Origin of the sequence: Aeromonas sp. R6-1 (assembly GCF_040908165.1) — a bacterium.
Taxonomy (GTDB): Bacteria; Pseudomonadota; Gammaproteobacteria; order Enterobacterales; family Aeromonadaceae; genus Aeromonas; species Aeromonas caviae.
The window spans coordinates 22,553-48,910 of sequence record NZ_JBFODF010000032.1 but is presented as its reverse complement, the minus strand read 5'-3'; the positions used below and the strand labels follow the sequence as shown (position 1 = coordinate 48,910).

The window sequence follows — 26,358 nt, the reverse complement described above, 5'->3', positions numbered from 1 at the left end:
AACTGCTGGGATACTCAGTTCATTATGCTCAAGAACATCAGCCCAATCTGACCCGTGCTGGGATTGGCGAACATAATGCCTTTGCGTTGACCTGTCGATTGGATGCTGGTGTTCCCTGGCATTGCTGGGCCCAGCGTCTGTGACCTAATAGGAGCCTTGTGCTGCATCTTGAGTGTCCTGTCCTGCGTATGGGGTTGGTAGTGCATATTCCTTGGAGGAATGAGCCATGAACAATTCCAGAAACAAAGCTGAAGTTATCCTTGGTGTAGACACCCATCTGGATACCCATGTTGGGGTTTTGCTTAATGCACAAGGACACCAGTTGGGATGCTTGATGGTCACGACCAATATCAGCGGATATGAGAGACTCGTGACCTGGGCAAACTCTTTCGGGTGCTTGAAGAGAGCAGGCGTTGAAGGCACAGGCACGTATGGTGCTGGCTTGGCCAGTGTACTGCGCAAGCACGGTATCGAAGTGTTCGAAGTTAATCGCCCTGACCGCTCCAAACGCAGGCTCCAGGGGAAATCGGATCCTACTGATGCTGAAAGTGCAGCGAGATCCGTTCTTTCCGGTAGTGCTAACGCGATAGCAAAGACCCAGTCAGGCGCGGCAGAAATGATGCGAGTGGTATCAGTAGCCAGACGCAGCGCCGTCAAAGCCAAAACGCAGGCAATGAATCAACTCAGAGCATTGCTTGTCAGTGCCCCCCAGGATGTTCGTGAACGACTCTGGAAAAGTAAGCCCGCTGACTGTGCAAAGGGATGCGCACGAGTGAGGTCATTGGGTACAACTGAACTCCTGCATACGTTAACGACTACCCTGTGTCTGCTGGCCAAGCGTTGGCTGCTATTGGCAGACGAAGTTGAAAAACTTGATGCCATGTTGGATGCCTTGACCCATCAACATGCTCGTCGTCTGCGCGAGCAATTTGGCGTCGGCCCTCAAACCGCAGCGGTGCTGCTTTCAACGGCTGGCGATAACCCGGAACGGTTAAGAAATGAAGCATCGCTTGCGGCACTTTGTGGGGTTAACCCTTTACCCGCATCCTCGGGAAAGACCGTACGACATCGCTTAAACCGAGGCGGTAACCGTGCCGCAAATAATGCGTTATGGACGATTGCAATGGTCCGGATGCGGGGAGATCCACAAACCCAATCTTACGTCGCACGACGTGGCGCCCAAGGGTTATCTTCGAAAGAGATCCAGCGTTGTTTGAAACGCTATATCGTCAGGGAACTCTACCCTTTGATCTTGGCCGATTTAGCTGACTCAGCGCGAGCCTGTTGACATAGGAGCGTCGATCACATCACTCCGGCGCAATGGTTGCGGTTGGCCAACTTCGATGCGCTGACGGGAGCCTATCAGCAGGCGCGCCGTGATCGCGAGCCACTGCTTAAACAGCAGAGAGAAGGGCTTGAGCAAGAGACCGAAGAGCGTCTGAGCCAGTGGCGCGATAACTTTGCCGAGCGGGTGACTCAGCGCATGACGCTGCTGCAAACTCAGGATCTGCAATCCCTGACCAAGCAGCAACAGGGCTGTGATAAGCGATTGTCGGCAATAGCCAATGAGCTGCGAACTTTGATTGAGGGAGTGAAAACCAAAGCGCAGCAGGATAGCCGTGCCATGTTGGGGCAGCTGGATTCGGACCGTGGACGTTTCAGCCGTCTGCAAACCCGTACCGCTACCCATGAGGAGGAGCGCTACCGAACGGTCAGTGACTCCACATGGTATAAGCCTTGGACATGGGGTGATACCAGAAGGGAGTATTACACTCGCACCGTCAGTTATGACTACCTCAGTGCATCTGATGCTATCGAACAGGTACGTGACTATGGCCACCAGTGTGCCGAGCAGATGCGTAACCATATCAACCGACTTATCTCTCCGTTAGAGTTGAAAAACAGTTTGCGCAAGGCACTGCTCAAGCATCTAGATACGGGCAATGAGCACTTCAACCCAGCTCTGTTCAAGGGGACGTTGGAGGGGGCGATCAACCGGTTGGCTCTGCCTACTCTTGAGTTATCACTTGGAGATGCTACCGCCATTATCCCCTTCAGTGGTGAGCTGAAAGAGCAGGGTGAAATGAACAGGCTACGAAGTTATCTGGATCAAGCCCTCTCGAATGTTTTCGCACAGCTGGAAACGCGATTGAAAAAGGGGGTAACTGAGGTAGTTGCGCAGTTGGATCACTTGCAGACAAGCATCCAGAATGATCTGACTCAAGATATTCAGAATGAACTGGAACTGGTTCGTCAGGGCTTGCAGCATAAAGAGCAGGAATTGGCCAATTATGATCAATTGCTGACTCGTCTTGGCACAATGTAATTTGGGGTTTTTGATTGGAGAAGGCTCCCGCCATGGCGGGAGCCTTTCTTGTTGAGTTTTCTTTGCCGGATGTGATGAGTGCAGGGAGTGCCACTAGTGTGGCTGCACTTGCAAATCCGCACTCTTGAGTTTGAAGGTACAGCCTTGCTGGATGAGCTCCTCCCGATTGGCCAGCACCAGCGGGTAGAGCAGGGGATGTTGTTGGTGTTCGCCGTTATAGCTCACCTGCATCCGCTCCAATGCGTAGTGCATCAAAGGGATGCGCTGGCTGATCAATAACTTGCCATCTGACATGGCGTAGTCGCTGGCGATGATGGCTTGCTGACCTTGACTAAGACTTGGATTGGGAACGACTACGCCGCTGACTTGGGTGTTCCACTCCAGATCCAGTTCCCTGCCATGGGGTGACGCATCCAGCAGGTCAGGTTCGCCACGAAAGCGGCTCATCACGAAATCCAGGTATTCCCCTTTCTTCTCGCAATAGGCCCGCACATGCCAGCGGATCCCGTCATAGACCAGGGTATGAGGCACGATATTGCGGCCGCTCTGCTCTTCTGAACTCAGTGAGACATAGTCCACATCTACCCGTAACTGGCCTCGAGCCGCTTGCACCAAACCACGTACGATCTTCGGGTCAATATGTCGGTTTGGCACATCCAGGATCTCGATATGGCCGTAGCGCAGATCCATCAAGGGTAGGGTCAGAACCCCGGATTCGTGCTGGCGCTGATATTGCTTCTCCCGGTGCAGCAGCATCAGATACTCGTCAACCTTGCCTTCACTAAAGCGGGGCACAAACTGGTCGGTTGGTTTGTATCCCTTTAGGCTCTTGTCATAAACCAGCCCCTCAGGTGCGTATTCGTTGAGGTAGAGGTTGATGTCTCGCGAGGCTTGCTGGCGACCGATATTGAAAGCGGTTGTCAGGTGGTTGGTGGTGAGTCGTCCTTCCCACAACAAGACGATCTCCAGCAGGCGAAAACGCAGGGTTTGATCCCAGGTGAGCTCTTTGGGTGTCATATGTGCTCCAAAATGCGACATGTGTATGTAACCAGTATCGGCATGAGTATACAGGCTACATATAATGAGTCCATCTAAAGCGGCACCAAAGGAGAATGTCATGAACGGTAAACTGGATACTACCTATAGCCATCATGCGTCATGCCGGATGCAGCAACGTGGCATCGCACCCGAGCTGGTAGAAGTGCTCCTGAACATCGGATGCTCTACTTATCACAAGGGGCGCGAACTGGTTTATCTCGATCGCAAAGGATTGGCAATGTTGCAAGCCAGCTGGGGCTTGCCAGCGGAATTCTGCCAGCGTCTGCGTCGTCACTATCTGGTGCTGCAGGGCGGCGAGATTGTCACCGTTGGCCACAAAACCACCCATTTCAAACGCGATCGCCACTGAGGCACTATGAACCAACATCTGGTACCGGGTCAGGGGGATGCCCCCCTGATCAAGGGGATTGCTTGCCTGCTGTCAGCTGAGCGAGTCACGGAACTGACCTCTTTACTTGGCAAGGGGGGGTCTCACCAAGTTCGTGGGGCATCACCACTAGCGGTTGTGACCGCATTGGCGATCCATATCGAACAACATCGGCTGGATCGCACGTTACTGCCCATATACCAGGGGCGTGAGCAACTGATGGCCGGAGCTGCTGACTTGCTGGGGAGAGAGGCAAGTTTTGAAGATCAAGACGCGTTTCGCCTGCTGGCACTGCTGCTCGACAAATTGCTGCGGGGAGGGGGTGACAGCCGTCAGGCCAAACTGGATGGACTCACACCTAGCGTGATGGAGCAGCGGGCACTGGCGGCCATATCCCCGAATACCGGTTCCGTAGTGCGCGGCAGCTGGCGGCGCAAGTCACGTAATCAGTTGGGTCATGCCAGTTGGTTGGATGTGGTGGAAGCGGCCCTTTGGTGTTTCTGGCATGGTGACGCCTTGGAAAGCGGCGAAGTATTGCTCGGCGTGCTGTTGGGTCGGGATGAGCGAGTAAGGGGGGTCTATGGTTTGCTGGCCGGGGCTTTCTACATGAATAAGTCAGCTGGGTGCTGATTAGGCTGTTTGAATGTTATTTCAAGGTATTGAAATATAACTGTAAATTGAACTTCTGCAGTTTATGATCACGAACTTCTGCATGTTGTGTTTCACACATGAAACAGCTGGACTGGCCTTACTTGTTTTTTGCGGCCAAAGTGGATGAAGTCCTGGCTGTTCAGTTGCTCAAACGAACACCGTTACTATCTGTAGCAATGGTCCTCAAATTTCATCATGTCCCAATTGTGTACCGCGCTCATCAGCGTAAGAACCATAAACCTTTATAAATCAGTTCATTAAAAAACACATATTGCAAAACGTGGAAGTAGAACGTGGGCCCGCTGGCCGGGTGCGCTGATGTGCTCATGTTGCTCGAAAGGAGTATCCGATGACGGCGGCGCCTGGCGCCTGGGTGGGGGTGCCATGCACCGCAATTGCCTGCATGGTAAACCATCGCGCTGGCAGAGCGAAGTCCGGGGCGTTCGCCTGGCGCTTTAATGGGCAGTGGGCGTTGTCCGTGAGCCTGGTCATCCCATCGGTCCGGCTCAGGGCTGGGGAAAGTGAGGAGTCAGGGTATTGAGGTCCAGCAGGGTGAAGTAGCCGCCCTCCTCGGGATACCAGCCGCCGGTGTCGATGTAGTGGACGTTGCCAAGGCGCACCGGCACCCTCACCGGGGTGTGGCCCACCACCAGGGCGGCGAGATCCGCGACCCCGCCCTCGTCCAGCCGTTCGATACGGCGCCTTGACCAGAGGCAGACGTTCTTGATGGCCCGAAGCCGTCCGCCGCTCACCCCGGCATCGAGTTGGTCCAGCAGCCCCTGCCAGGAGGAGAAGGGACAATCGGCGTGAAGCAGCCCGACGGGGCCGGCCGGGGTGGCCACCTCGATGGCCAGGGGCAGGCTGCGGTAGTGGACGGCGAACGCCGCCTGCTCGGCAGGGGTCAGCTGCTGAAACCAGCCGCCGCCGTTTCGGATCCAGTTCTCCCGATCGCAGCTCTCGTAACGGCAGACGTAGTCGTCGTGATTGCCGCAGACCGGGTGAAACCAGGGCCTGGCCAGCCAGTGGATCACCTCGCTGCACTCGGGTCCGCGATCTGCCAGATCCCCGACGCTGAAGAGACGGTCCCGGGCGGGATCAAAATCCAGGGTGTCGAGGGCCTGCTGCAACAGGGCGAAGTGGCCGTGGATGTCGCCGACGGCCAGATCGCGCCCCTGGGCGTTTTGGGGGAAGCGTCTTATCAGGGGGGAGGGTGTCATGGCGTCTCCTGCCTCTATCCTGGACGGGGATGTTTTGTCTGCCTGTACATAAGGTTACAGAAGAAAAGTGGCAAGCGGACAGGGCCTGGTAAATCATAGGATTGCCCCCGTGAACGTGCGGCGTCACGCGCTGCCTGTGGGGGAGTCACTCCGGGAGGGCGCCTTGTCCGCCCGCTTTCGGAGCCTCTCTTTCTCCACGCTTTTTGACAGGAATCTTGAATGCGGCGTCAGCTGTTGATCTGGATAGGCCCCCTGTGCAGCCTGCTGCTGCTGGGGGCGGCCTTGACCGTCCTCTATCATTTGACCCACCTGTGGCACTGGCACGACATCCGCCAGGCCATCTGGTCTCAACCCTTGCCGCAGTTGGGGGGCGCCCTGCTGCTCACCCTGCTCAGCTATGGCTGCCTCTGCTGCTATGATCTGCTGGCCCTGAAGGTGCTGGACAAGCGACTGCCCTGGCAGCAGGTGGGGATGACCTCCTTCATCGCCTACACCTTCTCCAACACCCTGGGCTTTGCGCTGCTCACCGGCTCCTCGGTACGCTACCGGCTCTACTCCTCCCTGGGGCTTGGCACCGGAGAGGTGGCCAGGGTAATCCTCTTTTGCTCCATCACCTTCTTCCTCGGTCTGCTGGGCTGGGGGGGCAGCGCCCTGCTGCTGGGGCAGGGGGCGGCCCTGCTGGTGGACTGGCCCCGCTGGGCGACCGGGTTGTTGCAACTGGCGGGGGGCCTGGCCCTGCTGACGGTGCTGGCGTATCTGGTGTGGCCGGGGGCAGCCCTGGTCTGGCGCGGGCACCCGCTGTTCCTGCCGCGCATCAGATACCGCCTGCTGCAACTGCTCATCGCCCTGCTCGACTGGATGGCCGCCGCCGCCGTGCTCTATGTGCTGCTACCAGCCGGCAGCGTGCCCTATCCGGTGCTGCTCAGTGCCTTCGTGCTCTCCAGCCTGCTCGGGGTGCTGGCCCATGTGCCGGGGGGCATCGGGGTCTTCGAGGCGAGCATGAGCCTGCTGCTCACCCACTATCTGCCGGTGGACAAGCTGCTCGCCTCCCTGCTTATCTACCGCTGCGTCTACTACTTCCTGCCCTTCCTCTGTGCCCTGCTGCTGTTCGCAGGTCAGGAGCTGCTGCAACAGCGGGCCCGCCTGCACCGGTTGCAGGGGGTGATGATGGCGACCCGGGAGTTTGTGCCCGCCCTGGTGAGCATGGGTACCTTCGCGGCGGGCACCCTGCTGCTTTGCTCCGGGATGATCCCGACCATGAAGGGGCGGATCGAAGCCTTCCTGGAGGTGTTGCCCCTGCACCTGCTGGAGCTCTCCCATGTGCTCGGCAGCGTCAGCGGCGTGTTGCTGCTGTTGCTGGCCCACAGCCTCTACCGCCGTCATGACGGGGCATTCAGGATCACCCAGTGGCTGCTGGGGCTTGGCATGCTGTTCTCCCTGTTCAAGGGGTTTGACTGGGAGTCGGCCCTGCTGCTCGGGGGCTTCTTGCTCATCATCACCCCCTGCCGCCCCCTCTTTTATCGCAAGGGTTCCCTGCTTCACGCCCGGTTTACCCCTTCCTGGCTGATGTCGGTGGGAGCCGTGCTGCTGGGGGCCTTGTGGTTGCTGCTCTTCTCCTATCGCCATGTGGAGTACGACCCCTCCCTCTGGCTGCACGTCTCGGCCCACGGGCCCGGGGCCGCCTCCCGCGCCCTGCGCGCCATGGGGAGTGTCATCGGCGTGCTGGCGGTGGTCGGGGTGGCCCATCTGCTGGCTCCCTTGCGCCTCGCCGCCTGCAAGCCGGATGCCGAGGCGCTCTCCCGTGCCCATGGGCTGGTGATGCGGGCAGGGGGAGGCCACGGCTACCTGGCCCAGCTCGGGGACAAGTCCCTGCTGTTCCACCCAAGCGGCGAGGCCTTCCTCATGTACGGGGCCGAGGGCAGCAGCTGGATAGTGATGGGGGATCCCGTCGGTCAGCCCTCCCTCGTGGAGGAGCTGCTCTGGCAGTTTCGCGAGCGCTGTGACGAGCACGACGTCAGCCCGGTCTTCTACCAGGTGTCGGCCCGATATCTGCCTGTCTATCTGGATCTCGGGCTCATCCCCTTCAAGCTGGGGGAGGAGGCCATCGTGGATCTGCCGAGCTTCGATCTTGCCGGCAGTCGCCTGCGCAACCTGCGCCAGAGCCACGCCAAGGGCAAGCGGGAAGGGCTGCGCTTCGAGGTGGTGGCCCCCGGTGAGATTGCCCCCCTGCTGCCCGAGTTGAAGAGGATCTCCGACAGCTGGCTGCACAGCAAGCAGGGCAGGGAGAAGGGCTTCTCCGTGGGCAGTTTCGATCCTGCCTACCTCACCCTCAACCCGATGGCGCTGGTGCGGCGGGAGGGGCAGATCGTCGGGTTTGCCAACCTCTGGACCAGCGACAACAAGGAGAGCCTCTCCATCGATCTGATGCGCTACAGCCTCGACACAGGGGCGGCGCCTGTCATGGATTTCCTGTTTGTCGAGCTCCTGCTGTGGGGCAAGCAGGAGGGGTATGCCAGCTTCAACCTGGGGATGGCCCCCATGTCGGGCTTCAACGACAACCCCCTGGGCGGTTACTGGGCCCGCCTTGGCAACACCCTGTTCACCCGGGGCAGCCGTTTCTACAACTTCCAGGGATTGCGGCGTTACAAGGAGAAATTCGGCCCAAGGTGGGAGCCCCGCTACCTGCTCTGTACCGGTCATCTGGTGCTGCCCCGGACCCTGACTCATCTCGTCTCCCTCATCAGTCGCGGCCCCTTCGGGCTCATGAAGAAATAGGAGTTGGCCCATGAGAGCCATGTTGTTGCTGTTGATTTGCTGTTTCGTCTCTTCGTTCACCTTGCCGGCAGTGGCCGCCCAGCCGGGGCGGGTCGGCGCGGATCTGGGGCTGGTGGAGTTGCCGGTGGCACAAGCCTCGTCTTCCCCCATGGTGGTCTTCATGAGCGGGGATGGCGGCTGGGCGGCGCTGGACAAGGGGCTCAGCGCCCAGTTGCAGGCCCACGGCATGCCGGTGGTGGGCTGGAGTTCGCTCTCCTATTACTGGAAGAAGAAGACGCCGGAGCAGGCAACGGCGGATCTGGTGCGCATCCTCACCGAGTACCAGTCCCGCTGGGGGCGCCAGCGCTGGTTGCTGGTGGGCTTCTCCTTTGGTGCCGAGATAGTGCCCTTCGTCATCAATCGTCTGCCGCCGGCCTATCGCGACAGCCTGGCGGGGGCCGTGATGCTCTCCCCCTCGACCGCGTCGGATTTCGAGATCCACGTCAGCGACATGGTGGTGCACGACAAGGGGGGCCGCTATCCCACCCTGCCGGAGGTGACACGCATTCAGAGTCTGCCGCTGCTCTGCGTGCAGGGAGCGGAGGACGACTCCCCGGTCAAACTCTGTCCGCGCTTGCAGCAGCCGAACGTGACGACGGTGACCCTGCCGGGCTCCCACCACTTCGACGACAACTACCAGACCCTGTATCAGGAGATTGCCGGGCACCTGGGCCTGGCCCAATAACGGCGAGAGGCCGGGAAAACGACACAGGGCGGCCAATGGCCGCCCTGTTGCCATGGCCCCTTGCAACTGTCCAGGGGGCCGGCATGCCGGGATCAGAGCAGATCTTCGAGCTGGTACTTCTTGAGCAGGGTGTTGAAGGTGCCGTCGGCCTTGACGCTGTCGATGGCGGCATCGAAGCGGGCCTTGAGCTTGTCATCGTGTTTGCGAAGGGCCACCGCCACCCCTTCTCCCAGAATCTTGTCCTGGGTGCCGTTGAACTGGGGACCGACGAAGGCGAACTGCTTGCCCATCTCCTTGTCGAGGAAGCCCACCTTCAACTGCACCATGTTGCCGAAGGTGTAGTCGGCGCGGCCGGACTGCAGATCCAGCATGGGGGACTGGGCGTTGACGTAGCGCTTGATCTTGGCCACCTCACCGTAGCGGGCGGTGACGAAGTTGTCCTGGGGGGTGCCCTCCTGCACCGCGATCACCTTGCCCTTGAAGTGGGCCGGATCGTCTGCAAAGTCGGCGGCCTTGTCGCTGCGCCCCACGAAGCGGTTCTGCATCATGTAGTAGACCTGGCTGAAGTCCACTTTCTGGCGCCGCTCGTCCGTGATGTTCATGGAGGACATGATGGCGTCGTACTTGCGCACCTGCAGGCCGGGTAGCAGGGCATCCCAGGGCTGGTTGATCACCTCGCACTCGGTCTTCATGGCCGCGCACAGGGCATAGGCGAGATCGACCTCGAAGCCGCCGAGCTGGCCGTTGCTGTCGACCATCTCGAAGGGGGGATAGGTGGCATCGGTGGCGATCACCAGGGGTTTGGCGGTGGCCTGGCCGGCGGTGGCCAGGGCCATCAGCATCATCAGTGTGTTGAGTTTCATGGTCAGTCCCTTGAAGTGTGGTGTCATTCCTAGCGTGCTAAAGGGTGCCGGCCTCAAGGGCCGACGGCTATCTTGCGATGGGTGAGGGCCGGCAACTGGCTGCGCACCGTGCGCTGTGCTGCCAGATCCAGGGTGGCGATGGCCAGGCCCTGACCCTCCTCTACCTGGGCCAGTATCCGGCCCCAGGGATCGATGATCATGCTGTGGCCGAAGGTGCGCCGCCCACCGGGGTGGTGTCCCCCCTGGGCACTGGCAAACACGAAGGCCAGGTTCTCTACCGCACGGGCCCGCAGCAGCAGCGCCCAGTGCGCGAGCCCGGTGGTGTGGGTGAAGGCCGCGGGCAGGGCGATAAAATCGGGGGCAGGATCGAGTCGAAACAGCTCCGGGAAGCGCAGGTCGTAGCAGATTCCGAGGCGCAGCACGCCCCAGGGCAGGGGATGGCTCACCACCTCCCGGCCCGGGGTCATGGTCGCGGCCTCGTCATACTGCTCCTGCCCGGTGCAAAAGCCAAACAGGTGCAGCTTGTCGTAGCGGCTTGCGAGCTGCCCTTGCGGGTCGATGAGCAGGCTGCTGTTGTGCATCTTGCCGGGCTCGTGGCTGGCAAGCGGCAATGTGCCCGCCAGGATCCAGACGCCGAGCTCCCGGGCCAGCCTCTGTACCCAGGCAAGCAGGGGGTGATCGCCAACGGGGGCGGCCAGGGCCACCCGCGCCCGCTCGTCAACCGGCATCAGGTAGAAGTATTCGGGCAGCAGGGCCAGCTCGGCCCCCTCGGCCGCGGCCTGACGCAGCAACGCCTCGGCCTGGGCCAGGTTGTGGTCAAGGTCATCCCCGGAGACCATCTGGAGGACGGCAACGCGCAGTGAATCCATGGTGCCCCCTAGACGGCGCACAGGCGCTCGGCGCCCGCCAGCAGGGTGTCGTCATCCTTGGAGAAGGAGAGGCGGATGACTCTTTGATCCGTGCCGTCGTGATAGAAGGCGGAGACCGGAATGGTGGCGACCCCGTGATCGCGGATGAGCCGCTGCACGAACAGGCTGTCCGGCTCGTCGCTTACCCGCTCGTAGCTCGCCAGCATGAAGAAGCTGCCCGCCGAGGGGAGCAGGGTCAGGCGCGAATCCGCCAGGGCCGTGGCGAGCAGGTCGCGCTTGCGCTGGTAGAAGGCTGCCAGCCCCTGATAGTGGGTCGGTTGTTGCAACAGGTGGGCGAAGCCGTACTGCATGGGGGTGTCGGCGGCGAACATGGCGAACTGGTGCACCTTGCGGATCTCCTCCATCAGGGGGCGGGGGGCCACGCAGTAACCCACCCGCCAGCCGGTGACGTGGAAGGTCTTGCCGAAGGAGAAGACGGCGACGGAGCGCTCCACCAGCTCCGGATAGCGGATGACGCTCTGGTGCAGGGCGCCGTCGAACACCACGTGCTCGTACACCTCGTCCGAGAGGATCAGGATGTCGGTGCCGCGCACCAGGCGGGCGAGGCGCTCCTGATCCCCAGCCTGCCAGACGGTGCCGGTGGGGTTGTGGGGGGTGTTGAGCACTATCATGCGGGTGCGGGGGGTGATGCGGGCGGCCACCTCGTCCCAGGGAATGGCGAAATCCGGCGCCTTGAGGGCGATCACCACAGGGGTGGCTCCCTGCAACTGGATCATGGGGCGGTAGCTGTCAAACGCCGGCTCGAACATGATCACCTCGTCGCCGGGGTGAACCAGGGCGGTGATGGCGCAGAACAGGGCTTCGCTGGCGCTGGCGGTAATGGTGATCTCGTCGCCCGCGTCATAGTGATGGCCGTAGCTGGCTGCAATCTTGGCCGCCAGTTGTTCGCGCAGGGCAGGCAGCCCCGTCATGGGGGCGTACTGGTTTTCACCGGCCAGCATGGCCTCGTGGGTCACCCGGATGAGTTCGGGATCGCAGGGGAAGCTCGGCGCCCCTTGGGAGAGGTTGATGCTGGGGTGGCGGGCGGCCAGATCCCCGATCACGGTGAAGATGGTGGTGCCCACCTGGGGCAGTTTGCTGGAAACCTGGGGGATGGACATGGGGCCGTCACCTGCGTGTGTGAAAGAGGTCCCTTTTTAGCCCCCCCAAGGCTTGCCGGACAACGGATTATTCGGCATGGTATGCATGAGTTTTTCTCAAGCATGGAGGCTTGTCATGTTGTCTACCCAGCCGCGTACTCAGTTGCCTCTCTATGGCCTGCAGGTCTTCGAGTGTTCTGCTCGCCACCTGAGTTTTACCCTGGCCGCCGACGAGCTGTGCGTGAGCCAGGGGGCGGTGAGCAAGCAGATCGCCCAGCTGGAGGCGCGCCTGGGCCACCTGCTGTTCGTGCGCGGCACCCGTTGTCTCACCTTGACCCCCGCCGCCGAGCGGCTGCTGCCTTTCGTTCGTGAAGGGCTGGCCCGCATGGGGGAGGGGCTCAGCGCCTTGCAGACCCTGCCCCACGAACAGGCGATCAGCATCAAGGTGCCCTCCTGCGCCAGCCGCTGGCTGCTGCGGCGGTTGCAGGCGTTCGAGGGGGAGGCGGTGGAGGTGCGTGGCAGCCACAGCCATGGCATCGACTTCTCCCGGGAGCCCTTCGATCTCGCCATCGTCTACCAGCCCTGCCTGGGGCGCTATCCCCACAGCCAGCCCCTGTTCCGGGAACGGCTGACCCCGGTCTGCGCCCCCGCCTTTGCCGCCAAGCACCGTCTGTTCGAGCGCGATCTGAACGAGCTGCCCCTGCTGCCCCTCATCCATGCCAGCGCCGATCGGCGGGACTGGCGCAACTGGTTTGCCGCCTTCCTCGACATCCCCTGGCAGCCCCAGGGGGGGCAGCTGTTCGATACCCTGGACTTGGCGATGAATGCTGCGCTGCAGGGGTTTGGCCTCTCTCTCGGGGATCCCACCATAGTGGCCGAGGAGCTGGAGAGCGGCGCCCTGGTCGCCCCCTTTGCCCCCGTGCTGGAGACGGATCACGAATACGCCCTGCTCGCCCGGCCCGACAGCCAGCGCCACGGGGTGCAGCGAGTCTGTCACTGGCTGCTGGAGGGGGAGGGTCATCCCTGAGGGGGCGCGAAATGAAACAGCCCCGCGGGCGGGGCTGTTGTCATTGTGATGGCCGCTGGCCGCTGGCCGATTAAGGGGTCACTGGCAGATCTTGTAGTAGACCTCGTTCCAGCGCAGTTGCTCCTTGAGCGCGGGGATGCGGGTGTACTCGTCGATGACCACAAACTCGATACCCATGATGTCGGCGAAGGTGCGCAGCTGCTCGATGTCCACCGCCTGGGTGAACACCGAGTGGTGGGCGGCGCCCGCCAGGATCCAGGCCTCGGCACTGGTCTGCAGGTCCGGCAGGGGTTTCCACAGGGCGCTGGCCACCGGGAGTTTCGGCATGGCCTCTGGCAGGTCCACCACTTCCAGCTGATTGACCACCAGGCGGAAACGGTTGCCGAGATCGATGAGGCTGGCGTTGACCGCCTTGCCCGCCGGGGCGGCGAACAGCAGGCGGGCCGGATCGGCCTTCTTGCCAATCCCCAGGTGCTGGGCGTCCAGCACGGGTTTGCCGGCGGCGATAGAGGGGCAGACCTCCAGCATGTGGGCCCCCAGCACCAGGTTGTTGCCCGCCTCCAGATGGTAGGTGTAGTCCTCCATGAAGGAGGCGCCCCCCGGCAGGCCTGCCCCCATCACCTTGAGGGTGCGCAGCAGGGCCGCGGTCTTCCAGTCCCCTTCTGCCCCAAAACCAAAACCTTGCTCCATCAGGCGCTGGCAGGCGAGGCCCGGCAGCTGGTGCAGACCATGGAGATCCTCGAAGGTGGTGGTGAAAGCGCCAAAGCCACCGTCGGTGAGGAACTTCTTCATCCCCAGCTCCTGGCGCGCCGCCTCATACAGGGAGGCACGAAGCCCCCCGCCCGCCTGCACCGCCTCGGTCAGGGTGTAGGTCGCCTCATACTCGGCCAGCAGCGCCTCGATGTCGCTGTCGGGCACGGCATCGATCACCTTGACCAGATCGCCGACCGGGTGGTAGTTCACCTGATAGCCGAACTGGATCTGGGCCTCAATCTTGTCGCCCTCGGTGACCGCCACGTTGCGCATGTTGTCGCCAAAACGGGCGATCTTGAGGTGGCGGCTGTCGTGGATGGCGGCGGCAACCCGCATCCAGTTGCCAATCTTCTGTCTGGCCTCTTCATCTTGCCAGTGACCCACCACCACGGTGCGGGGCAGCCGCAGGCGGGCCCCCATGAAGCCGAACTCGCGCCCGCCGTGGGCGGTCTGGTTCAGGTTCATGAAGTCCATGTCGATCTCGCTCCAGGGGAGATCCCGGTTGAACTGGGTGTGGAACTGCAACAGGGGCTTTTGCAACTGGCTCAGCGCCGGGATCCACATCTTGGCGGGGGAGAAGGTGTGCATCCACACCATGAGCCCGGCGCAGCGCTGGTCGTGGTTGGCATCCCGGGCCACCGCGCTGATTTCATCGAGGGTGGTGCCGGTGGGTTTGAGCACTATCTTGAGGGGCAGGTTCGCCCCCTCGTTGAGCTGGCTGGCGATGGTGTGGGCGTGATCGGCCACCTGCTTCAATGTGGTGGCGCCATACAGGTGCTGGCTGCCGACCAGGAACCACACTTCCAGCTGTTTCATCAATTCCATGAGTTTGTCCTCTTTTAGGCTTTTGTCTGGCCGTAATAGGCGTGTTTGCCATGCTTGCGCTGGTAGTGCTTCTCCAGCAGGTAATCGGGCAGGGGGCGGGCCCCCGGGTTGATCTGGCCGGTGAGCCAGGCCATGCGGGCCACCTCTTCCAGCACCACGGCGTTGTGCACTGCGTCCTCGGCGCTCTTGCCCCAGCTGAAGGGGCCGTGGTTGGCCACCAGCACCCCCGGCATGGTGAGGATGGGGGTCTGCTTGAGGGTTTCGACGATGAGATGACCGGTCAGCCCCTCGTAGTCCTCCTCCACTTCGCCCGGGGTGAGCAGGCGGGAGCAGGGGATCTCGCCGTGAAAGTAGTCGGCCTGGGTGGTGCCGAAAATGGGGATGGGACGCCCCGCCTGGGCCCAGGCGGTGGCATGGGTGGAGTGGGTGTGCACCACGCCGCCAAGCTCCGGATAGGCGCGATAGAGCACCAGGTGGGTGGCGGTGTCGGAGGAGGGGCGAAGGTCCCCCTCCACCTGCTTGCCCGCCAGATCCAGCACCACCATGTCCTCGACCCGCATCCGCTCATAGCTGACGCCGCTTGGCTTTATCACCACCAGATTGCGCTCTCGGTCGATGCCGCTCACGTTGCCCCAGGTGAAGGTCACCAGGCCATGGCGCGGCAGATCCAGATTGGCGGCGAGCACCTGCTCCTTGAGGGTCTTGAGGTTCATGCCGGCACCCCCCGGTTGTAGAGGGGTTCGGCGGCGGCGCCCCAGGCGAGGTAGCGCTGGTAGAGGCGCTCGTATTCGGCGACCCGCTCGGGGTGTGGCTGGTGGGTGCGCTCCACGGCGCTTGCCATGTGGTGCTGGGCCTTGGCCACATCGGGATGGATCCCGGCCGCCACGGCGGCAAAGATGGCCGCCCCCAGGGCGCAGCACTGATCCGAGGCCACCACCTGGATAGGCCTGTTCATCACGTCGGCGCAGGTCTGCATCACGGTGGTGGACTTGCGGGCGATGCCGCCAAGGGCGATCACCTGCTCCACCGGCACCTGCTGACTGGTCATGCACTCCATGATGCTGCGGGCACCGAAGGCGGTGGAGGCCACCAGGGCGCCGAAAAGATCGGGGGCATCGGTGCCGAGGTTGATCCCCGTGAGGGTGCCCTGCAGGCGCTGGTTGGCATAGGGGGTGCGCCGGCCGTTGAACCAGTCGAGCACCACCGGCAGGTGCGCCAGGTCGCGCTGCTGATCCCAGGCGGCGGCGAGGCTGGGTAACAGGGCCTGCTTGTGGCGCTCGATGGCGGTGCGAAGCTCCGGATACTGGGCGGCGAGGCTGTCCAGGGGCCAGCCGAGCTGGCGCTGATACCAGGCATAGATGTCACCGAACGCGGACTGTCCCGCCTCCAGCCCCACCATGCCCGGCACCACGCTGCCATCCACCTGGCCGCAGATCCCGGCAATGGCCCGATCACCAATGGTGGCTTCGTCGGCGATCAGGATGTCGCAGGTGGAGGTGCCGATCACCTTCACCAGCGCATTGTTGCCGGCCCCGGCTCCCACCGCCCCCATGTGGCAGTCAAAGGCGCCGCCGGCGATCACCACTTCGCAGGAGAGGTGCAGCCGCTCCGCCCACTCCGGGGTCAGGGCGCCGACCGGGAGATCGGCGGTCCAGCTGTCGGTAAAGAGGGGGAAGTCGAGATCCTCCGTCAGCAGGGGATCCAGGGCATTGAGGAAGTCGGCGGGGGGCAGGCCGCCCCAGCTCGGGTGCCAGAGGGACTTGTGGCCGGCGGCACAGCGCCCGCGCTTGAGGGTGGCCGGGGCCTGGGTGCCGCTCAGGACGGCGGGGACCCAGTCACACAGCTCGACCCAGTTGCAGGCGGCGGCGCGCACGGCGGCATCGGCTCGGGAGACGTGCAGGATCTTGGCCCAGAACCACTCGGAGGAGTAAATGCCGCCGATGTAGCGGCTGTAGTCGGGGAACTGGCCGCCGTGGCACAGGGCGGTGATGGCCTCCGCCTCCTCGATGGCGGTGTGATCCTTCCACAGCACGAACATGGCATTGGGGTTGTCGGCAAACTCCGGACGCAGGGCCAGCACGCGCCCCTCTCTGTCGATGGGGGCGGGGGTGGAGCCGGTGCTGTCCACCCCGATGCCGCGCACGGCGGTACGCTGACTCGGCGTGAGCTGGCTCACCACCGCCACCACTGCCTGCTCCATGGACTCCAGATAGTCGAGGGGGTGGTGGCGGAACTGGTTGTTGACCGGTTGGCAGTAGTGGCCTGCCTGCCAGCGCGGGTAATAGACGACATGGGTCGCCAGCTCGGCGCCGTCCTGGCAGCGCACGGCGAGTGCCCTGACCGAGTCGCTGCCGAAATCGAGTCCGATGACGATGTGCTCAGACATAAGTGCTCCTGACCATCAATGAGGGGTGACTGGGGGGAACCATAGGAGATGGGCAGGAGGGGCGGTTAGCCATTGGCTGCTGGAAATATGGATTTTAACGCTGTCAGTGCGACAGGGTGACGGCTCTCTAAAATTCAATATGTGACGAAATTGCTAATTATATAGACGAAATGGCTGCAATCTCATGGCGTGATCCTGCTCTCCATTTTTAATTGTGAAAACGATTACAACTTGGTTCGCTCAACCAGCAACAACAATAACGTCCTGTTTAAGCATGTTTTTATATGGCTGCGACTTGATTGACTCAACGAGCAGCACTGCGTGGATACATGGATTGATAGAACCGTTGGAGACATTCGCATGAACAAAATCGTTAAAGGCATGATCGCGATGGGGTTCGCCCTTGGTATGGCAAATTCTGCTTTCTCGGCCGAAGCGCTGAAGCTGGGCTACCTGGTCAAGCAGCCCGAGGAGCCCTGGTTCCAGACCGAGTGGAACTTCGCCGACAAGGCGGGCAAGGATCTGGGCTTCGAGGTGATCAAGATAGCCGTCCCCGACGGGGAGAAGACCCTCAATGCCATCGACAGTCTGGCGGCGAATGGCGCCAAGGGTTTCGTCATCTGCACCCCTGACCCAAAGCTCGGGGCCGCCATCATGGCGAAGGCCAACAGCATGGATCTGAAGGTCATCACGGTGGATGACCAGTTCGTCAACGCCAAGGGCCAGCCCATGGAGCAGGTGCCGCTGGTGATGATGGCCGCCACCAAGATTGGCGAGCGTCAGGGGCAGGAGCTCTACAAGGAGATGCAAAAGCGCCAGTGGGACGTAAAGGCGACCGGGGTGCTCGCCATCACCGCCGACGAGCTCGACACCGCCCGTCGCCGGGTCGAGGGCTCCCTGGGCGCGCTCAAGGCCGCCGGTTTCCCCGAGGGCCAGATCTTCCGCGCACCCACCAAGAGCAACGACATTCCGGGGGCGCTGGATGCCGCCAACTCCATGCTGGTGCAACACCCCGAGGTGAAGAACTGGCTCATCGTCGGCATGAATGACAACACAGTGCTCGGCGGCGTGCGCGCCACCGAAGGGCAGGGCTTCAAGGCGGAGAACGTCATCGGCATCGGCATCAACGGGGTGGATGCGGTGAACGAGCTCTCCAAGTCCAGCGCCACCGGCTTCCTCGGCTCCCTGCTGCCAAGCCCGGACGTACACGGCTACAAGAGCATCCAGATGCTCCATGACTGGGTCGTCAACGGCGCCGAGCCTGCCAAGTTCACCGAGGTGACCGACGTGGTGCTCATCACCCGCGACAACTTCAAGGCCGAGCTGCAAAAGAAAGGGCTGTGATCCCCATCCCTTGATACCCATGCCGGCATGGCGGAGTGCGCCGTGCCGGCTGGCTGGAGTCATCTCATGAATCAAGTTCCATATCTGGAGTTTTGCGGCATCAGCAAGGAGTTTCCCGGCGTCAAGGCGCTGCAGAACGTCTCCTTCGCCTGCCAGCGGGGCACGGTACACGCGCTGATGGGAGAGAACGGGGCCGGCAAGTCCACCCTGCTCAAGATCCTGAGCGGTTTTCAGGCGCCCACCCGCGGGGTGGTTAAGCTGGCGGGTCAGGAGAAAGTGTTCCAAAACACGGTCGATGCCCTTGAGAGCGGGATCGCCATCATCTATCAGGAGCTGCACCTGGTCCCTGAAATGAGCGTGGCGGAGAACATCTACCTGGGGCAGTTGCCGACCCGGCGCGGCGTCATCGATCGGGAGAAGCTCTATCAGGATGCAGCCAGGCAGTTGGCGCGCCTCGGGATGGATGTCTCCCCCGAGACGCCTCTCAAGTACCTGTCGCTCGGGCAGTGGCAGATGGTGGAGATCGCCAAGGCCCTGACCCGGGACGCCAGCGTCATCGCCTTCGACGAGCCGACCAGCAGCCTGTCGTCCCGCGAGATTGAGCAGCTGTTTCGGGTCATCCGCCAGTTGCGGGATGAGGGCAAGGTCATTCTCTACGTCTCCCACCGCATGGACGAGATCTTCGCCCTGTGCGATGCCATCACGGTGTTCAAGGATGGCCAGTTCGTGCGCACCTTCGCTTCCATGGCCGAGGTGGACCGGGATCTACTGGTCAAGACCATGGTGGGGCGCGAGCTGACCGACATCTATGGTTACAGCCCAAGGCCGCTTGGCGAGGCGGGCCTCAAGGTGGAGCACCTGATGGGACCCGGCCTCAAGGCGCCGGTGTCGCTCGAGGTAAAGAGAGGGGAGATCCTCGGCATCTTCGGGCTGGTGGGGGCCGGGCGCAGCGAGCTGATGAAGCTTATCTTCGGCGCCGAGACACCTCGAGGGGGCGAGATATCGGTGTTTGGCAAACAGGTGGTCATTCAGAGCCCCATCGACGCCATTCGCAGCGGCATCATGCTCTGCACCGAAGACAGGAAGGCGCTCGGCATCATCCCCATCCATTCGGTGCAGGAGAACATCAACATCAGCGCCCGCCGCCACCACGCGTGGGGAGGCTTCTGGATCAACCAAAAGTGGGAAGACGAGAACGCGAGGCTGCGGATCCGCGACATGCGGGTCAAGACCCCGTCTCCCCAGCAGGCCATCATGAACCTCTCCGGCGGCAACCAGCAGAAGGCCATTCTGGGGCGCTGGCTGTCGGAAGACATGAAAGTGATCCTGCTCGATGAACCGACCCGGGGCATCGACGTCGGGGCGAAGAACGAGATTTACAACGTGATTTACGATCTGGCCAAGGTGGGCATCGCCGTGGTGGTGGTCTCGAGCGAGCTGCCTGAGGTGCTGGGCATCGCGGATCGGATCCTGGTCATGCGGGAGGGGGAGATCGCCGGCGAGCTTTCCCATGACGAGGCCAACGAGGTCAAGGCGCTCAATCTGGCCATGCCGGCCCGTTGATCTGCTGACCGCAACGAGATAGCACCCGGAATTTTCAGGAGAAATACCATGACAACAACGACCTCGGTCGGCCAAGCCGCCAACGACACCGCGGCGAGCGGTACCCGCCTGCAACTGACCCGCATCTGGGATCAGTACGGCATGCTGGTGATCTTCGCCATCCTGTTCCTGCTCGCCTGCGTGCTGGTCCCCAACTTCGCCAGCCTGATCAACATGCGGGGGCTCGGGCTTGCCGTCTCCATGTCGGGCATGGTGGCCTGCGGCATGCTGTTCTGCCTCGCCTCCGGCGAGTTCGACATGTCGGTGGGCTCCGTGGTGGCCTGCTCCGGCGTCGCCTGCGCGGTGGGCATCAACGCTACCGAGAGCATCCCCCTCGGCATTCTGGCCGGTCTCTCGGTGGGCCTTGTCTTTGGCCTCATCAACGGCATCGTCGTGGCCAAATTCAAGATCAACGCCCTCATCACCACCCTTGCCACCATGCAGATGGCGCGCGGGGTGGGCTACATCATCTCCGACGGCAAGGCGGTGGGCATCGTGGAGGAGGGCTTCTTCGAGCTTGGCAACTCCGCCCTGCTCGGCATCCCGACGCCCATCTGGCTGACGGCGGTCTGCTTCGTGCTGTTCGGGCTGCTGCTCAACAAGACCACCTTCGGGCGCAATACCCTGGCCATGGGGGGTAACGAGGAGGCGGCACGTCTGGCCGGGGTCAACGTGGTGCGCACCAAGATCATCATCTTCACCATGACCGGGCTCATCGCCTCGCTCGCCGGCATCATCCTCGCATCCCGCATGACCTCGGGTCAGCCCATGACCTCCATCGGCTTCGAGCTGGTGGTGATCTCCGCCTGCGTGCTGGGTGGGGTCTCCATGAAGGGGGGGATCGGCAAGATCTCCTACATCATCGCCGGGGTGCTGATCCTGGGGCTGATGGAGAACGCCATGAACCTGCTCAACATCTCCCCGTTTGCCCAGTACGTGGTGCGTGGCCTCATCCTGCTCGCCGCCGTGCTGTTCGACCGCTACAAGCAGGTGCGCAAAGCCCGTATCTGAGCGATGTCTTTCCTCGTCACCGGGCCGGCCTCGCGCCGGCCCGGTGTTTTCCCCGGCAAGCTGTGAGCCAGTTCAACAATTTCACAACGAACAGCTTGCGAACTTAGGGGGTTCCTACGCCGGATCTCTACAATGGCCCATGTCGACTTTTTTACCGAAACCCTGTTTTCCGCCATGTCCTCGATGCAAAAAGAGAAGCCGAAACAACTCAATCCCCTGCTGCCCGGCTACGCCTTCGACGTCTTCCTGGTCTCGGGGATGACTCCCATCGAGCAGGGGAGCGCGCTGGATTTCACCATCGACAGGCCCCACGGCATGAAGGGGTTCATCGTCAATCTGACCATCAAGGGCAAGGGGCAGATCTTTCAGGGGGACAAGGCCTTCACCGTGGAGCCCGGCGACCTGCTGCTCTTTCCACCAGCTGCGGTGCACCATTACGGCCGGGCGCCGGATGCCCGGGAGTGGTATCACCGCTGGGTCTATTTCCGTCCGCGGGCCTATTGGGCTGACTGGCTCAAGTGGCCCCAGGTGACGGAGCAGGTGGGGCGACTGCAACTGGCGGACAACCAGCTGCTCACCGAATTCGACGCCCTCTTCCTCGACATCGAGGAGACCCACAAGCAGCTGCGGCCCATGTCGGAGCAACTGGCCATGAACCTCTTGGAGCGGTTGCTCATCCGCTGCTACGAGGCATCGTCCCAGAATGCCTATCCCGCCATCGATCACCGGGTCCACGAGGCGTGCCAGATCCTGAGCGAGTCCCTCTCGGCCGAGATCTCGGTGGAAGCGCTGGCGGAGCAGGTGTTCTTGTCCCCCTCGCGCCTCGCGCACCTGTTTCGCGAGCAGGTGGGGGTGAGCATAGTGCGCTGGCGCGAGGATCAGCGCATCATGCGGGCCAAGCTGCTGCTGCAGACCACGCCGCTGTCGGTCGCCACCATAGGCCAGCAGGTGGGCTATGACGATCAGCTCTACTTCTCGCGGGTGTTCCGAAAGCGGGTAGGGGTCAGCCCCACCGAATACCGCAAGTGCGCCACCCCGCTGTGAGCAGAGCCCAGAGATGACAAAGCCCTCATGACGAGGGCTTTTGTTATCCATGAGGGGGCGGATGCGCAATCAGCCCTGACGAGCCTTGAACCTGGGATTGCTCTTGCAGATGACGAACAGCTTGCCGCGTCGACGCACGATCTGGCAGTCCGGGTGACGCGACTTGGCGGATTTCAGGGAGGCGAGGACTTTCATTGTTTCTCTTTTCCTTTGCTGAAGAACTGACCGAATCGCTGGCCGAAGCGAGCGACCTGACCTTCCTTGCCGACCTGCTTTTGTTTGCCGGTATAGAAGGGGTGGGACGCGCTGGAGACATCCAGCGTCACATAGGGGTAGGTGTTGCCATCTTCCCACTCTCTGGTGCGATCGGTGGCCAGCGTGGAGCCGATCAGAAAGTAGGTATTGCTGGCGAGATCGTGGAACAGAACCTTGCGGTATTCAGGGTGAATATGGGGGCGCATGATTGCCTCTTTTGTTATGTTATAACAAGGTATGAATAATGCGATGGATGAGAATCAATATCAACTGTTTTTTCCATGATGACAGCGATGGGGGAAAATCGGGGCCGTTCGGCTGCACATCGTCAGCGAGAAGGCATGGCTATGTGCAGCCACCATCTTTACTTTTTAAAATCACTGTATAAAAATACAGTAAATTATCATGGAGACGTACCCTATGCGCCTGGAAATCATCATCGACAGAAAACACCAGATCCCCACCTCGACCATGGAGGCCTTACGCCAGGAGCTGCTCAAGCAACTGGGTGAGCGCTTTCCCGATCTGCATGTGCGGGTGGCACCGGGTAGTGCCATGGCTCTGACGGTCAGTCGCGCCAGCAAGGAAGACAAGGAGCTGGCCGAAGCCATGGTTCAGGAGGTGTGGGAAAACGCCGATAGCTGGATGCCGGAAGAAGAGGCTCTGGAGGACTGAAGATAAGCTCTCAGCAGCAAGCATCGTCGTGATCTGCAGGCCGAGAGGAGGAGTCTCCAGCCGGATGATGATCCCTGTACTGGCTTTTCCGAACCGCTCTTCAAAACACGCAGCCATGGGCTGCGTGTTGCGTTGATGGGGTAAGCGCATGACCATGAAGGCGAAAGGCGAAAGGCGAAAGGCGAAAGGCGAAAGGCGAAAGAGTAATGTCTCTGGCTGCGCTCAGAGTCCCGCCCAACGCTTGAGGCTGTCGACTTGCACCCGTTGGGTGGCCTGTGCGATGTCGCCATTGGCACGCAGTGCCTTGAGGGCGGTGGGGAGCGCCGCGCGTACCTCGTCCGCCGTCATGCCCGGTTGCAATGCCGGGTGGTAGGCAAGCCTGAGCAACACGTAATCGAGCCCGGTCAGAAAGCTGTCGATGCTGCTGTCATTGAAGATGGAGGGGAACACCTTGTCCGAGTCGTTGGGCAGCCCCATCACCTGGCTCAACTCTTCCACTACGCAGTCCAGAAAACGGCCCTTTGCCCGGCTGTAATCCACCGGAATGATGATGGTGGCACGGGTGATCTCGTAGCGAGCGTTGGTGGCGAAATTGGCCAGGCAAATCCCCTCCTTGAGGGCGATGCGCACCGACTCGTCCTGGCGCATGGTGCGCGCAGCCCAGCTCGCCATCTGTTTGTGCCGGGTCATGATGAGGGTGAGATTGGGGTTGTCGTTGACAATCTCGATGGGGTGACCGGTGATCCTGCTCAGGTGACGGGTCTGTACCTTGACGACCTCGGCCTGCAGCGGCTTGTCGCCGAATTCGTTGACGAGCTTGAGACGCACGGGGCCCGGCCAGCGGGAGAAGTGCTCCTGTTGTTCATGGCCATACTCCCGTTTCATGGCGATTTCCATGAAGCTCTGGACAAGGTAGTCATCACGCTGCCAGCGTTCGGTGGCCGACAGCGGCAGGGAGAAGAGCCAGAGCATCAGCCCCGGGAGCAACCAGTGCCCATGGCGAACGGGCTGGAGAGGTGTGTGCCATGGGCGCATCTTGCCTCCTTGCAAGGGGATCAGCGGGCGGTACGCTCGATATCACGCCAGGTGAGCCAGAGCCTGAGATCGAACTCCAGTTGATGATAGTCCGGTTCCATGTGCTGGCAGAGCTGGTAGAAAGCCTTGTTGTGATCCTTCTCCTTCAGGTGGGCCAGCTCATGCACCACTATCATCTTGAGAAAGGCGGGATGGGCCTCCTTGAACAGGGCGGCGATGCGGATCTCGTTCTTGGCCTTGAGCTTGCTGCCTTGCACCCGGCTGACATAGGTGTGCAGTCCCAGGGCATCCTTGATCACGTTGATCTTGCCGTCGAAGATCACCTTGGAAAGCGGCGCCGAGCTTTTCAGGTAGCGGTTCTTCAGCTCCATGGTATAGGCGAGCAGCGCCTTGTCGCTCTGGACGGGGTGGGTTTGCGGGTAGCGTTTGGCCAGCATCTCGCCGAGTTTGCCCGCCGCAATCAACTGCTGTACCTGAGCCTTGAGTGGCTCCGGATAGCCCCCCAGATAAGTCAGCTCCGCCATGATTCTTCCCTCTGCCGCAAAAAAGAGCGCCATTGTAGTCAGGATGGAGCGCCTTGAACATGGTCGGCCCCCCTCTTTATGACGACAACGAAAAGGGGCCATCACCAGGATGGCCCCTTCTGTGTGCCTGATTAGCGGCGCCGGTACAGGCCCGGGTCCACCTCTTCATACTGACCTGCCAGATACTGGTAGAAGGCAAGGTGGGAGGGGGAGGTCGGAGTCTTGAGCTCCTGTGCCACCCGCTCCGGTTTGGCGATGATGAATTTGGGTTGTTGGCGCTGGATGTCAGCCAGCACCCGCTCGCGCACATCGTAGGGCGGGTTGACGTTGGCAAAGAACAAATAGGCGGAGGCCGGCTGGCGATCGGTCCAGAGGTAGTATTGCGGCTGGATACCATCGACCCAGATCTTGTCGGTGGGGGTCGTCTCGGCGAGGATACGGTCGACCCTGACCTGGGCGGGGGGATTGAACGGCCTGCCCTTGAGATTGCCTTCCCAGGCGTTGTTGACCAGCAGCGCCAGCATGGCCAGCGAGGCGAGCCAGGGGGTGGCGCTTCGCACGTCCCAGGCGCGCCAGAGCGGGACCAGAATGAGCACTGGCAAGGCCCACAGCAGGCTGTTGCCGAGCACCTCGCGCACCCGCTCCAGAGACCACTCCTTGGTGCTCCAGCCGTAGCCGAGCTGCTGGGCCAGCAGCCAGCTGGCGGTCAGTACCACCAGAGAGATGCAGAGCAGCCCCAGGGCATCGGATCGCTGCTCGCTTCTGTCCAGCAGGCAGGCGAGCGGCAGCAGGCCAAGCTGCAGATAGAGCACGTCATAGTGATCGAACACATGGCCGGAGACCGAGTTGGCGATCAGGGTGAACAGCACACCCAGGAGGGTGGCGCACAGCGCGGGGAGATACCACTCCTGGCGGCGCCCGAGCATCAGGACGAGGAAGGCGGGCAGCAGCATGATGAGGCCGGTGCGCAGCAGACCGACGGCGCCCACCTCAGGAGAGAAGCCGTTGCCGTAGCTCCCTTCAAAGAAGATGCCGAAGGCGTAGTATTTGAACTCGGCCAGCACGTCGTGGTGCTGGAAGTAGGCATAGAGCGGGCCGCCGACGAGAGCCAGTCCAAGCAGGCTGGAAAAGAGCAGGGCAAAGGCGCAGCGCCACTGCTCGCGCAGGCACCAGTGACAGAAGAGCACCAGATACCAGGCACCCCAGAAGGCGCCGTTGTTGGTGCGCATCCAGGCCACGATGGCGAAGGTGAGTGCGGCGACTAGAGCCGGTCCCCAGCTGAATCGCTTGTCCAGCAGCAAGGTGATGAAAGCCCACTGGGCGATGAGGGCCAGATGGAATGTCCAGTCCTCTGTCATGTTGCCGTAGTAGTAGCGAGTGCTGTAGAGCGCCAGCAGGGCCAGCATGCTGCCAAGTCGCGCCCGCACCGAGAGCCCGAGCTGCGAAAAAGCCTGCCAGCTCGCCATGAGGCCCAGCCAGCAGAGCACCCACTCCAGCAGCCAGATCCCGAAGAAGCCACCAAGGCCATAGCCCAGTGCATCGAGGGCGAAGATCATGGGACCCTTGATGTCGATCATGTCCCGATAGAGTACGCCCCCCTCGCTCCACATCTTGCCCATCACCGCAAACAGGGAGGCATCAAATCCCGGGGCCATGCCGTGGAACAGCGGATTGCGCAGACAGAACAGCAGAGCCATCAGGGCGGTGAGCAAGATGACCGACGGCCTGATCCCGGGATTGTGGCGGTTCGGGGTAAAGCGGATGGCGTGATTCATGGGTGACCTGTTCCTGCGGGAAAGACTGAAAAAGCGGGCTTATCTTGCCGAGCCGGGCTGCACGATGCAATGGAAGAAGTGTAGGCACCTGAAATAATTCGTAAAAGTATCG

At 61.7% G+C, this 26,358-nt stretch carries 25 protein-coding genes; 12 read left to right on the top strand and 13 right to left on the bottom strand.

The window, feature by feature from the left end:
• The first annotated feature begins 226 nt into the window (after positions 1–226).
• Positions 227–1,288 carry an IS110 family transposase gene (locus AB5Y68_RS09275; protein ID WP_080770117.1) on the top strand — a complete coding sequence of 354 codons (1,062 nt, stop codon included), beginning with the start codon at positions 227–229 and terminating at the stop codon, positions 1,286–1,288.
• Positions 1,289–1,330: 42 nt separating this feature from the next.
• Positions 1,331–2,326 (top strand): hypothetical protein, encoded by a 996-nt coding sequence (locus tag AB5Y68_RS09270; protein WP_152610183.1) that lies wholly within the window; start codon positions 1,331–1,333, stop codon positions 2,324–2,326.
• Between the two features lie 93 nt (positions 2,327–2,419).
• Here AB5Y68_RS09270 and AB5Y68_RS09265 read toward each other — a convergent pair whose 3' ends face one another.
• Positions 2,420–3,343 (bottom strand): WYL domain-containing protein, encoded by a 924-nt coding sequence (locus AB5Y68_RS09265; protein WP_039040105.1) that lies wholly within the window; start codon positions 3,341–3,343, stop codon positions 2,420–2,422.
• Between the two features lie 100 nt (positions 3,344–3,443).
• Here AB5Y68_RS09265 and AB5Y68_RS09260 point away from each other — a divergent pair, with 100 nt between their 5' ends.
• Both AB5Y68_RS09260 and AB5Y68_RS09255 read left to right on the top strand, forming a co-directional pair.
• The gene (locus AB5Y68_RS09260) at positions 3,444–3,734 is read left to right on the top strand and encodes a DUF4258 domain-containing protein (protein ID WP_005300164.1); all 291 of its coding nucleotides are present in this window, start codon (positions 3,444–3,446) and stop codon (positions 3,732–3,734) included.
• 6 nt (positions 3,735–3,740) lie between these two features.
• Entirely contained in the window at positions 3,741–4,382 is a 642-nt protein-coding gene (locus AB5Y68_RS09255; RefSeq protein WP_234704020.1) for an ADP-ribosylglycohydrolase, read from the top strand.
• Positions 4,383–4,909: 527 nt separating this feature from the next.
• Here AB5Y68_RS09255 and AB5Y68_RS09250 read toward each other — a convergent pair.
• On the bottom strand, positions 4,910–5,620 hold the full coding sequence (locus AB5Y68_RS09250) for a metallophosphoesterase (RefSeq protein ID WP_039040103.1): 711 nt from the start codon (positions 5,618–5,620) through the stop codon (positions 4,910–4,912).
• Positions 5,621–5,839: 219 nt separating this feature from the next.
• Here AB5Y68_RS09250 and mprF point away from each other — a divergent pair, with 219 nt between their 5' ends.
• Positions 5,840–8,395 carry a bifunctional lysylphosphatidylglycerol flippase/synthetase MprF gene (gene mprF / locus AB5Y68_RS09245; protein WP_039040102.1) on the top strand — a complete coding sequence of 852 codons (2,556 nt, stop codon included), beginning with the start codon at positions 5,840–5,842 and terminating at the stop codon, positions 8,393–8,395.
• 10 nt (positions 8,396–8,405) lie between these two features.
• On the top strand, positions 8,406–9,119 hold the full coding sequence (locus AB5Y68_RS09240) for an AcvB/VirJ family lysyl-phosphatidylglycerol hydrolase (RefSeq protein ID WP_039040101.1): 714 nt from the start codon (positions 8,406–8,408) through the stop codon (positions 9,117–9,119).
• Between the two features lie 92 nt (positions 9,120–9,211).
• Here AB5Y68_RS09240 and AB5Y68_RS09235 read toward each other — a convergent pair whose 3' ends face one another.
• From AB5Y68_RS09235 to AB5Y68_RS09225, 3 genes are read right to left on the bottom strand one after another with little or no spacing between them, the layout of a single operon-like run.
• A complete protein-coding gene (locus tag AB5Y68_RS09235; RefSeq protein ID WP_039040100.1) occupies positions 9,212–9,982 on the bottom strand; it encodes an ABC transporter substrate-binding protein in 771 nt (256 codons plus the stop codon).
• 53 nt (positions 9,983–10,035) lie between these two features.
• A complete protein-coding gene (locus tag AB5Y68_RS09230) occupies positions 10,036–10,851 on the bottom strand; it encodes a carbon-nitrogen hydrolase family protein (protein WP_039040107.1) in 816 nt (271 codons plus the stop codon).
• An 8-nt stretch (positions 10,852–10,859) separates the two neighbouring features.
• On the bottom strand, positions 10,860–12,011 hold the full coding sequence (locus AB5Y68_RS09225) for a methionine aminotransferase (protein WP_039040099.1): 1,152 nt from the start codon (positions 12,009–12,011) through the stop codon (positions 10,860–10,862).
• Positions 12,012–12,126: 115 nt separating this feature from the next.
• On the opposite strand from AB5Y68_RS09225, the gene AB5Y68_RS09220 reads away from it, so the two are divergent.
• Positions 12,127–13,017 (top strand): LysR family transcriptional regulator, encoded by an 891-nt coding sequence (locus AB5Y68_RS09220; RefSeq protein WP_039040098.1) that lies wholly within the window; start codon positions 12,127–12,129, stop codon positions 13,015–13,017.
• Between the two features lie 78 nt (positions 13,018–13,095).
• Here the strand turns inward: AB5Y68_RS09220 and araA are convergent, their stop codons facing one another.
• From araA to AB5Y68_RS09205, 3 genes are read right to left on the bottom strand one after another with little or no spacing between them, the layout of a single operon-like run.
• Complete coding sequence (gene araA, locus AB5Y68_RS09215; RefSeq protein WP_039040097.1) at positions 13,096–14,595, bottom strand: L-arabinose isomerase; 1,500 nt, start codon at positions 14,593–14,595, stop codon at positions 13,096–13,098.
• 14 nt (positions 14,596–14,609) lie between these two features.
• Positions 14,610–15,308 (bottom strand): L-ribulose-5-phosphate 4-epimerase, encoded by a 699-nt coding sequence (locus AB5Y68_RS09210; protein ID WP_039040096.1) that lies wholly within the window; start codon positions 15,306–15,308, stop codon positions 14,610–14,612.
• A complete protein-coding gene (locus AB5Y68_RS09205; RefSeq protein WP_039040095.1) occupies positions 15,305–16,981 on the bottom strand; it encodes a ribulokinase in 1,677 nt (558 codons plus the stop codon). The genes AB5Y68_RS09210 and AB5Y68_RS09205 overlap by 4 nt, the downstream gene beginning before the upstream one ends.
• Before the next feature lie 360 nt (positions 16,982–17,341).
• Here AB5Y68_RS09205 and AB5Y68_RS09200 point away from each other — a divergent pair, with 360 nt between their 5' ends.
• The 4 genes from AB5Y68_RS09200 (at position 17,342) to araC (ending at position 21,982) form a co-directional block, all read left to right on the top strand.
• Complete coding sequence (locus AB5Y68_RS09200; RefSeq protein ID WP_039040094.1) at positions 17,342–18,325, top strand: arabinose ABC transporter substrate-binding protein; 984 nt, start codon at positions 17,342–17,344, stop codon at positions 18,323–18,325.
• A gap of 66 nt (positions 18,326–18,391) precedes the next feature.
• Positions 18,392–19,888 (top strand): L-arabinose ABC transporter ATP-binding protein AraG, encoded by a 1,497-nt coding sequence (gene araG, locus AB5Y68_RS09195; RefSeq protein WP_039040093.1) that lies wholly within the window; start codon positions 18,392–18,394, stop codon positions 19,886–19,888.
• Between the two features lie 48 nt (positions 19,889–19,936).
• On the top strand, positions 19,937–20,938 hold the full coding sequence (gene araH / locus AB5Y68_RS09190; protein WP_010674477.1) for an L-arabinose ABC transporter permease AraH: 1,002 nt from the start codon (positions 19,937–19,939) through the stop codon (positions 20,936–20,938).
• 132 nt (positions 20,939–21,070) lie between these two features.
• Complete coding sequence (gene araC, locus AB5Y68_RS09185) at positions 21,071–21,982, top strand: arabinose operon transcriptional regulator AraC (protein WP_039040092.1); 912 nt, start codon at positions 21,071–21,073, stop codon at positions 21,980–21,982.
• Positions 21,983–22,051: 69 nt separating this feature from the next.
• Here the strand turns inward: araC and ykgO are convergent, their stop codons facing one another.
• Complete coding sequence (gene ykgO, locus AB5Y68_RS09180) at positions 22,052–22,177, bottom strand: type B 50S ribosomal protein L36 (protein ID WP_010674479.1); 126 nt, start codon at positions 22,175–22,177, stop codon at positions 22,052–22,054.
• On the bottom strand, positions 22,174–22,443 hold the full coding sequence (locus tag AB5Y68_RS09175; protein WP_039040091.1) for a type B 50S ribosomal protein L31: 270 nt from the start codon (positions 22,441–22,443) through the stop codon (positions 22,174–22,176). The genes ykgO and AB5Y68_RS09175 overlap by 4 nt, the downstream gene beginning before the upstream one ends.
• A gap of 214 nt (positions 22,444–22,657) precedes the next feature.
• On the opposite strand from AB5Y68_RS09175, the gene AB5Y68_RS09170 reads away from it, so the two are divergent.
• Positions 22,658–22,912, top strand: coding sequence for a DinI family protein (locus tag AB5Y68_RS09170; protein WP_039040090.1), 255 nt, complete (start codon positions 22,658–22,660; stop codon positions 22,910–22,912).
• A 222-nt stretch (positions 22,913–23,134) separates the two neighbouring features.
• Here AB5Y68_RS09170 and AB5Y68_RS09165 read toward each other — a convergent pair whose 3' ends face one another.
• The 3 genes from AB5Y68_RS09165 to AB5Y68_RS09155 all read right to left on the bottom strand — a co-directional run bounded on the left by AB5Y68_RS09165 (position 23,135) and on the right by AB5Y68_RS09155 (position 26,246).
• On the bottom strand, positions 23,135–23,947 hold the full coding sequence (locus AB5Y68_RS09165; protein ID WP_052258834.1) for a DUF2927 domain-containing protein: 813 nt from the start codon (positions 23,945–23,947) through the stop codon (positions 23,135–23,137).
• Positions 23,948–23,967: 20 nt separating this feature from the next.
• Complete coding sequence (locus AB5Y68_RS09160; protein WP_039040088.1) at positions 23,968–24,471, bottom strand: M48 family metallopeptidase; 504 nt, start codon at positions 24,469–24,471, stop codon at positions 23,968–23,970.
• Between the two features lie 131 nt (positions 24,472–24,602).
• On the bottom strand, positions 24,603–26,246 hold the full coding sequence (locus tag AB5Y68_RS09155; RefSeq protein ID WP_039040087.1) for a hypothetical protein: 1,644 nt from the start codon (positions 26,244–26,246) through the stop codon (positions 24,603–24,605).
• Positions 26,247–26,358: the final 112 nt, after the last annotated feature.

Bases quoted from the DNA above. Each gene is read 5' to 3' on its own strand.
- AB5Y68_RS09275 (WP_080770117.1), top strand. From the start codon at position 227: ATGAACAATTCCAGAAACAAAGCTGAAGTTATCCTTGGTGTAGACACC.
- AB5Y68_RS09265 (WP_039040105.1), bottom strand. From the start codon at position 3,343: ATGACACCCAAAGAGCTCACCTGGGATCAAACCCTGCGTTTTCGCCTG.
- AB5Y68_RS09260 (WP_005300164.1), top strand. From the start codon at position 3,444: ATGAACGGTAAACTGGATACTACCTATAGCCATCATGCGTCATGCCGG.
- AB5Y68_RS09255 (WP_234704020.1), top strand. From the start codon at position 3,741: ATGAACCAACATCTGGTACCGGGTCAGGGGGATGCCCCCCTGATCAAG.
- AB5Y68_RS09250 (WP_039040103.1), bottom strand. From the start codon at position 5,620: ATGACACCCTCCCCCCTGATAAGACGCTTCCCCCAAAACGCCCAGGGG.
- mprF (WP_039040102.1), top strand. From the start codon at position 5,840: ATGCGGCGTCAGCTGTTGATCTGGATAGGCCCCCTGTGCAGCCTGCTG.
- AB5Y68_RS09240 (WP_039040101.1), top strand. From the start codon at position 8,406: ATGAGAGCCATGTTGTTGCTGTTGATTTGCTGTTTCGTCTCTTCGTTC.
- AB5Y68_RS09235 (WP_039040100.1), bottom strand. From the start codon at position 9,982: ATGAAACTCAACACACTGATGATGCTGATGGCCCTGGCCACCGCCGGC.
- AB5Y68_RS09230 (WP_039040107.1), bottom strand. From the start codon at position 10,851: ATGGATTCACTGCGCGTTGCCGTCCTCCAGATGGTCTCCGGGGATGAC.
- AB5Y68_RS09225 (WP_039040099.1), bottom strand. From the start codon at position 12,011: ATGTCCATCCCCCAGGTTTCCAGCAAACTGCCCCAGGTGGGCACCACC.
- AB5Y68_RS09220 (WP_039040098.1), top strand. From the start codon at position 12,127: ATGTTGTCTACCCAGCCGCGTACTCAGTTGCCTCTCTATGGCCTGCAG.
- araA (WP_039040097.1), bottom strand. From the start codon at position 14,595: ATGGAATTGATGAAACAGCTGGAAGTGTGGTTCCTGGTCGGCAGCCAG.
- AB5Y68_RS09210 (WP_039040096.1), bottom strand. From the start codon at position 15,308: ATGAACCTCAAGACCCTCAAGGAGCAGGTGCTCGCCGCCAATCTGGAT.
- AB5Y68_RS09205 (WP_039040095.1), bottom strand. From the start codon at position 16,981: ATGTCTGAGCACATCGTCATCGGACTCGATTTCGGCAGCGACTCGGTC.
- AB5Y68_RS09200 (WP_039040094.1), top strand. From the start codon at position 17,342: ATGAACAAAATCGTTAAAGGCATGATCGCGATGGGGTTCGCCCTTGGT.
- araG (WP_039040093.1), top strand. From the start codon at position 18,392: ATGAATCAAGTTCCATATCTGGAGTTTTGCGGCATCAGCAAGGAGTTT.
- araH (WP_010674477.1), top strand. From the start codon at position 19,937: ATGACAACAACGACCTCGGTCGGCCAAGCCGCCAACGACACCGCGGCG.
- araC (WP_039040092.1), top strand. From the start codon at position 21,071: ATGGCCCATGTCGACTTTTTTACCGAAACCCTGTTTTCCGCCATGTCC.
- ykgO (WP_010674479.1), bottom strand. From the start codon at position 22,177: ATGAAAGTCCTCGCCTCCCTGAAATCCGCCAAGTCGCGTCACCCGGAC.
- AB5Y68_RS09175 (WP_039040091.1), bottom strand. From the start codon at position 22,443: ATGCGCCCCCATATTCACCCTGAATACCGCAAGGTTCTGTTCCACGAT.
- AB5Y68_RS09170 (WP_039040090.1), top strand. From the start codon at position 22,658: ATGCGCCTGGAAATCATCATCGACAGAAAACACCAGATCCCCACCTCG.
- AB5Y68_RS09165 (WP_052258834.1), bottom strand. From the start codon at position 23,947: ATGCGCCCATGGCACACACCTCTCCAGCCCGTTCGCCATGGGCACTGG.
- AB5Y68_RS09160 (WP_039040088.1), bottom strand. From the start codon at position 24,471: ATGGCGGAGCTGACTTATCTGGGGGGCTATCCGGAGCCACTCAAGGCT.
- AB5Y68_RS09155 (WP_039040087.1), bottom strand. From the start codon at position 26,246: ATGAATCACGCCATCCGCTTTACCCCGAACCGCCACAATCCCGGGATC.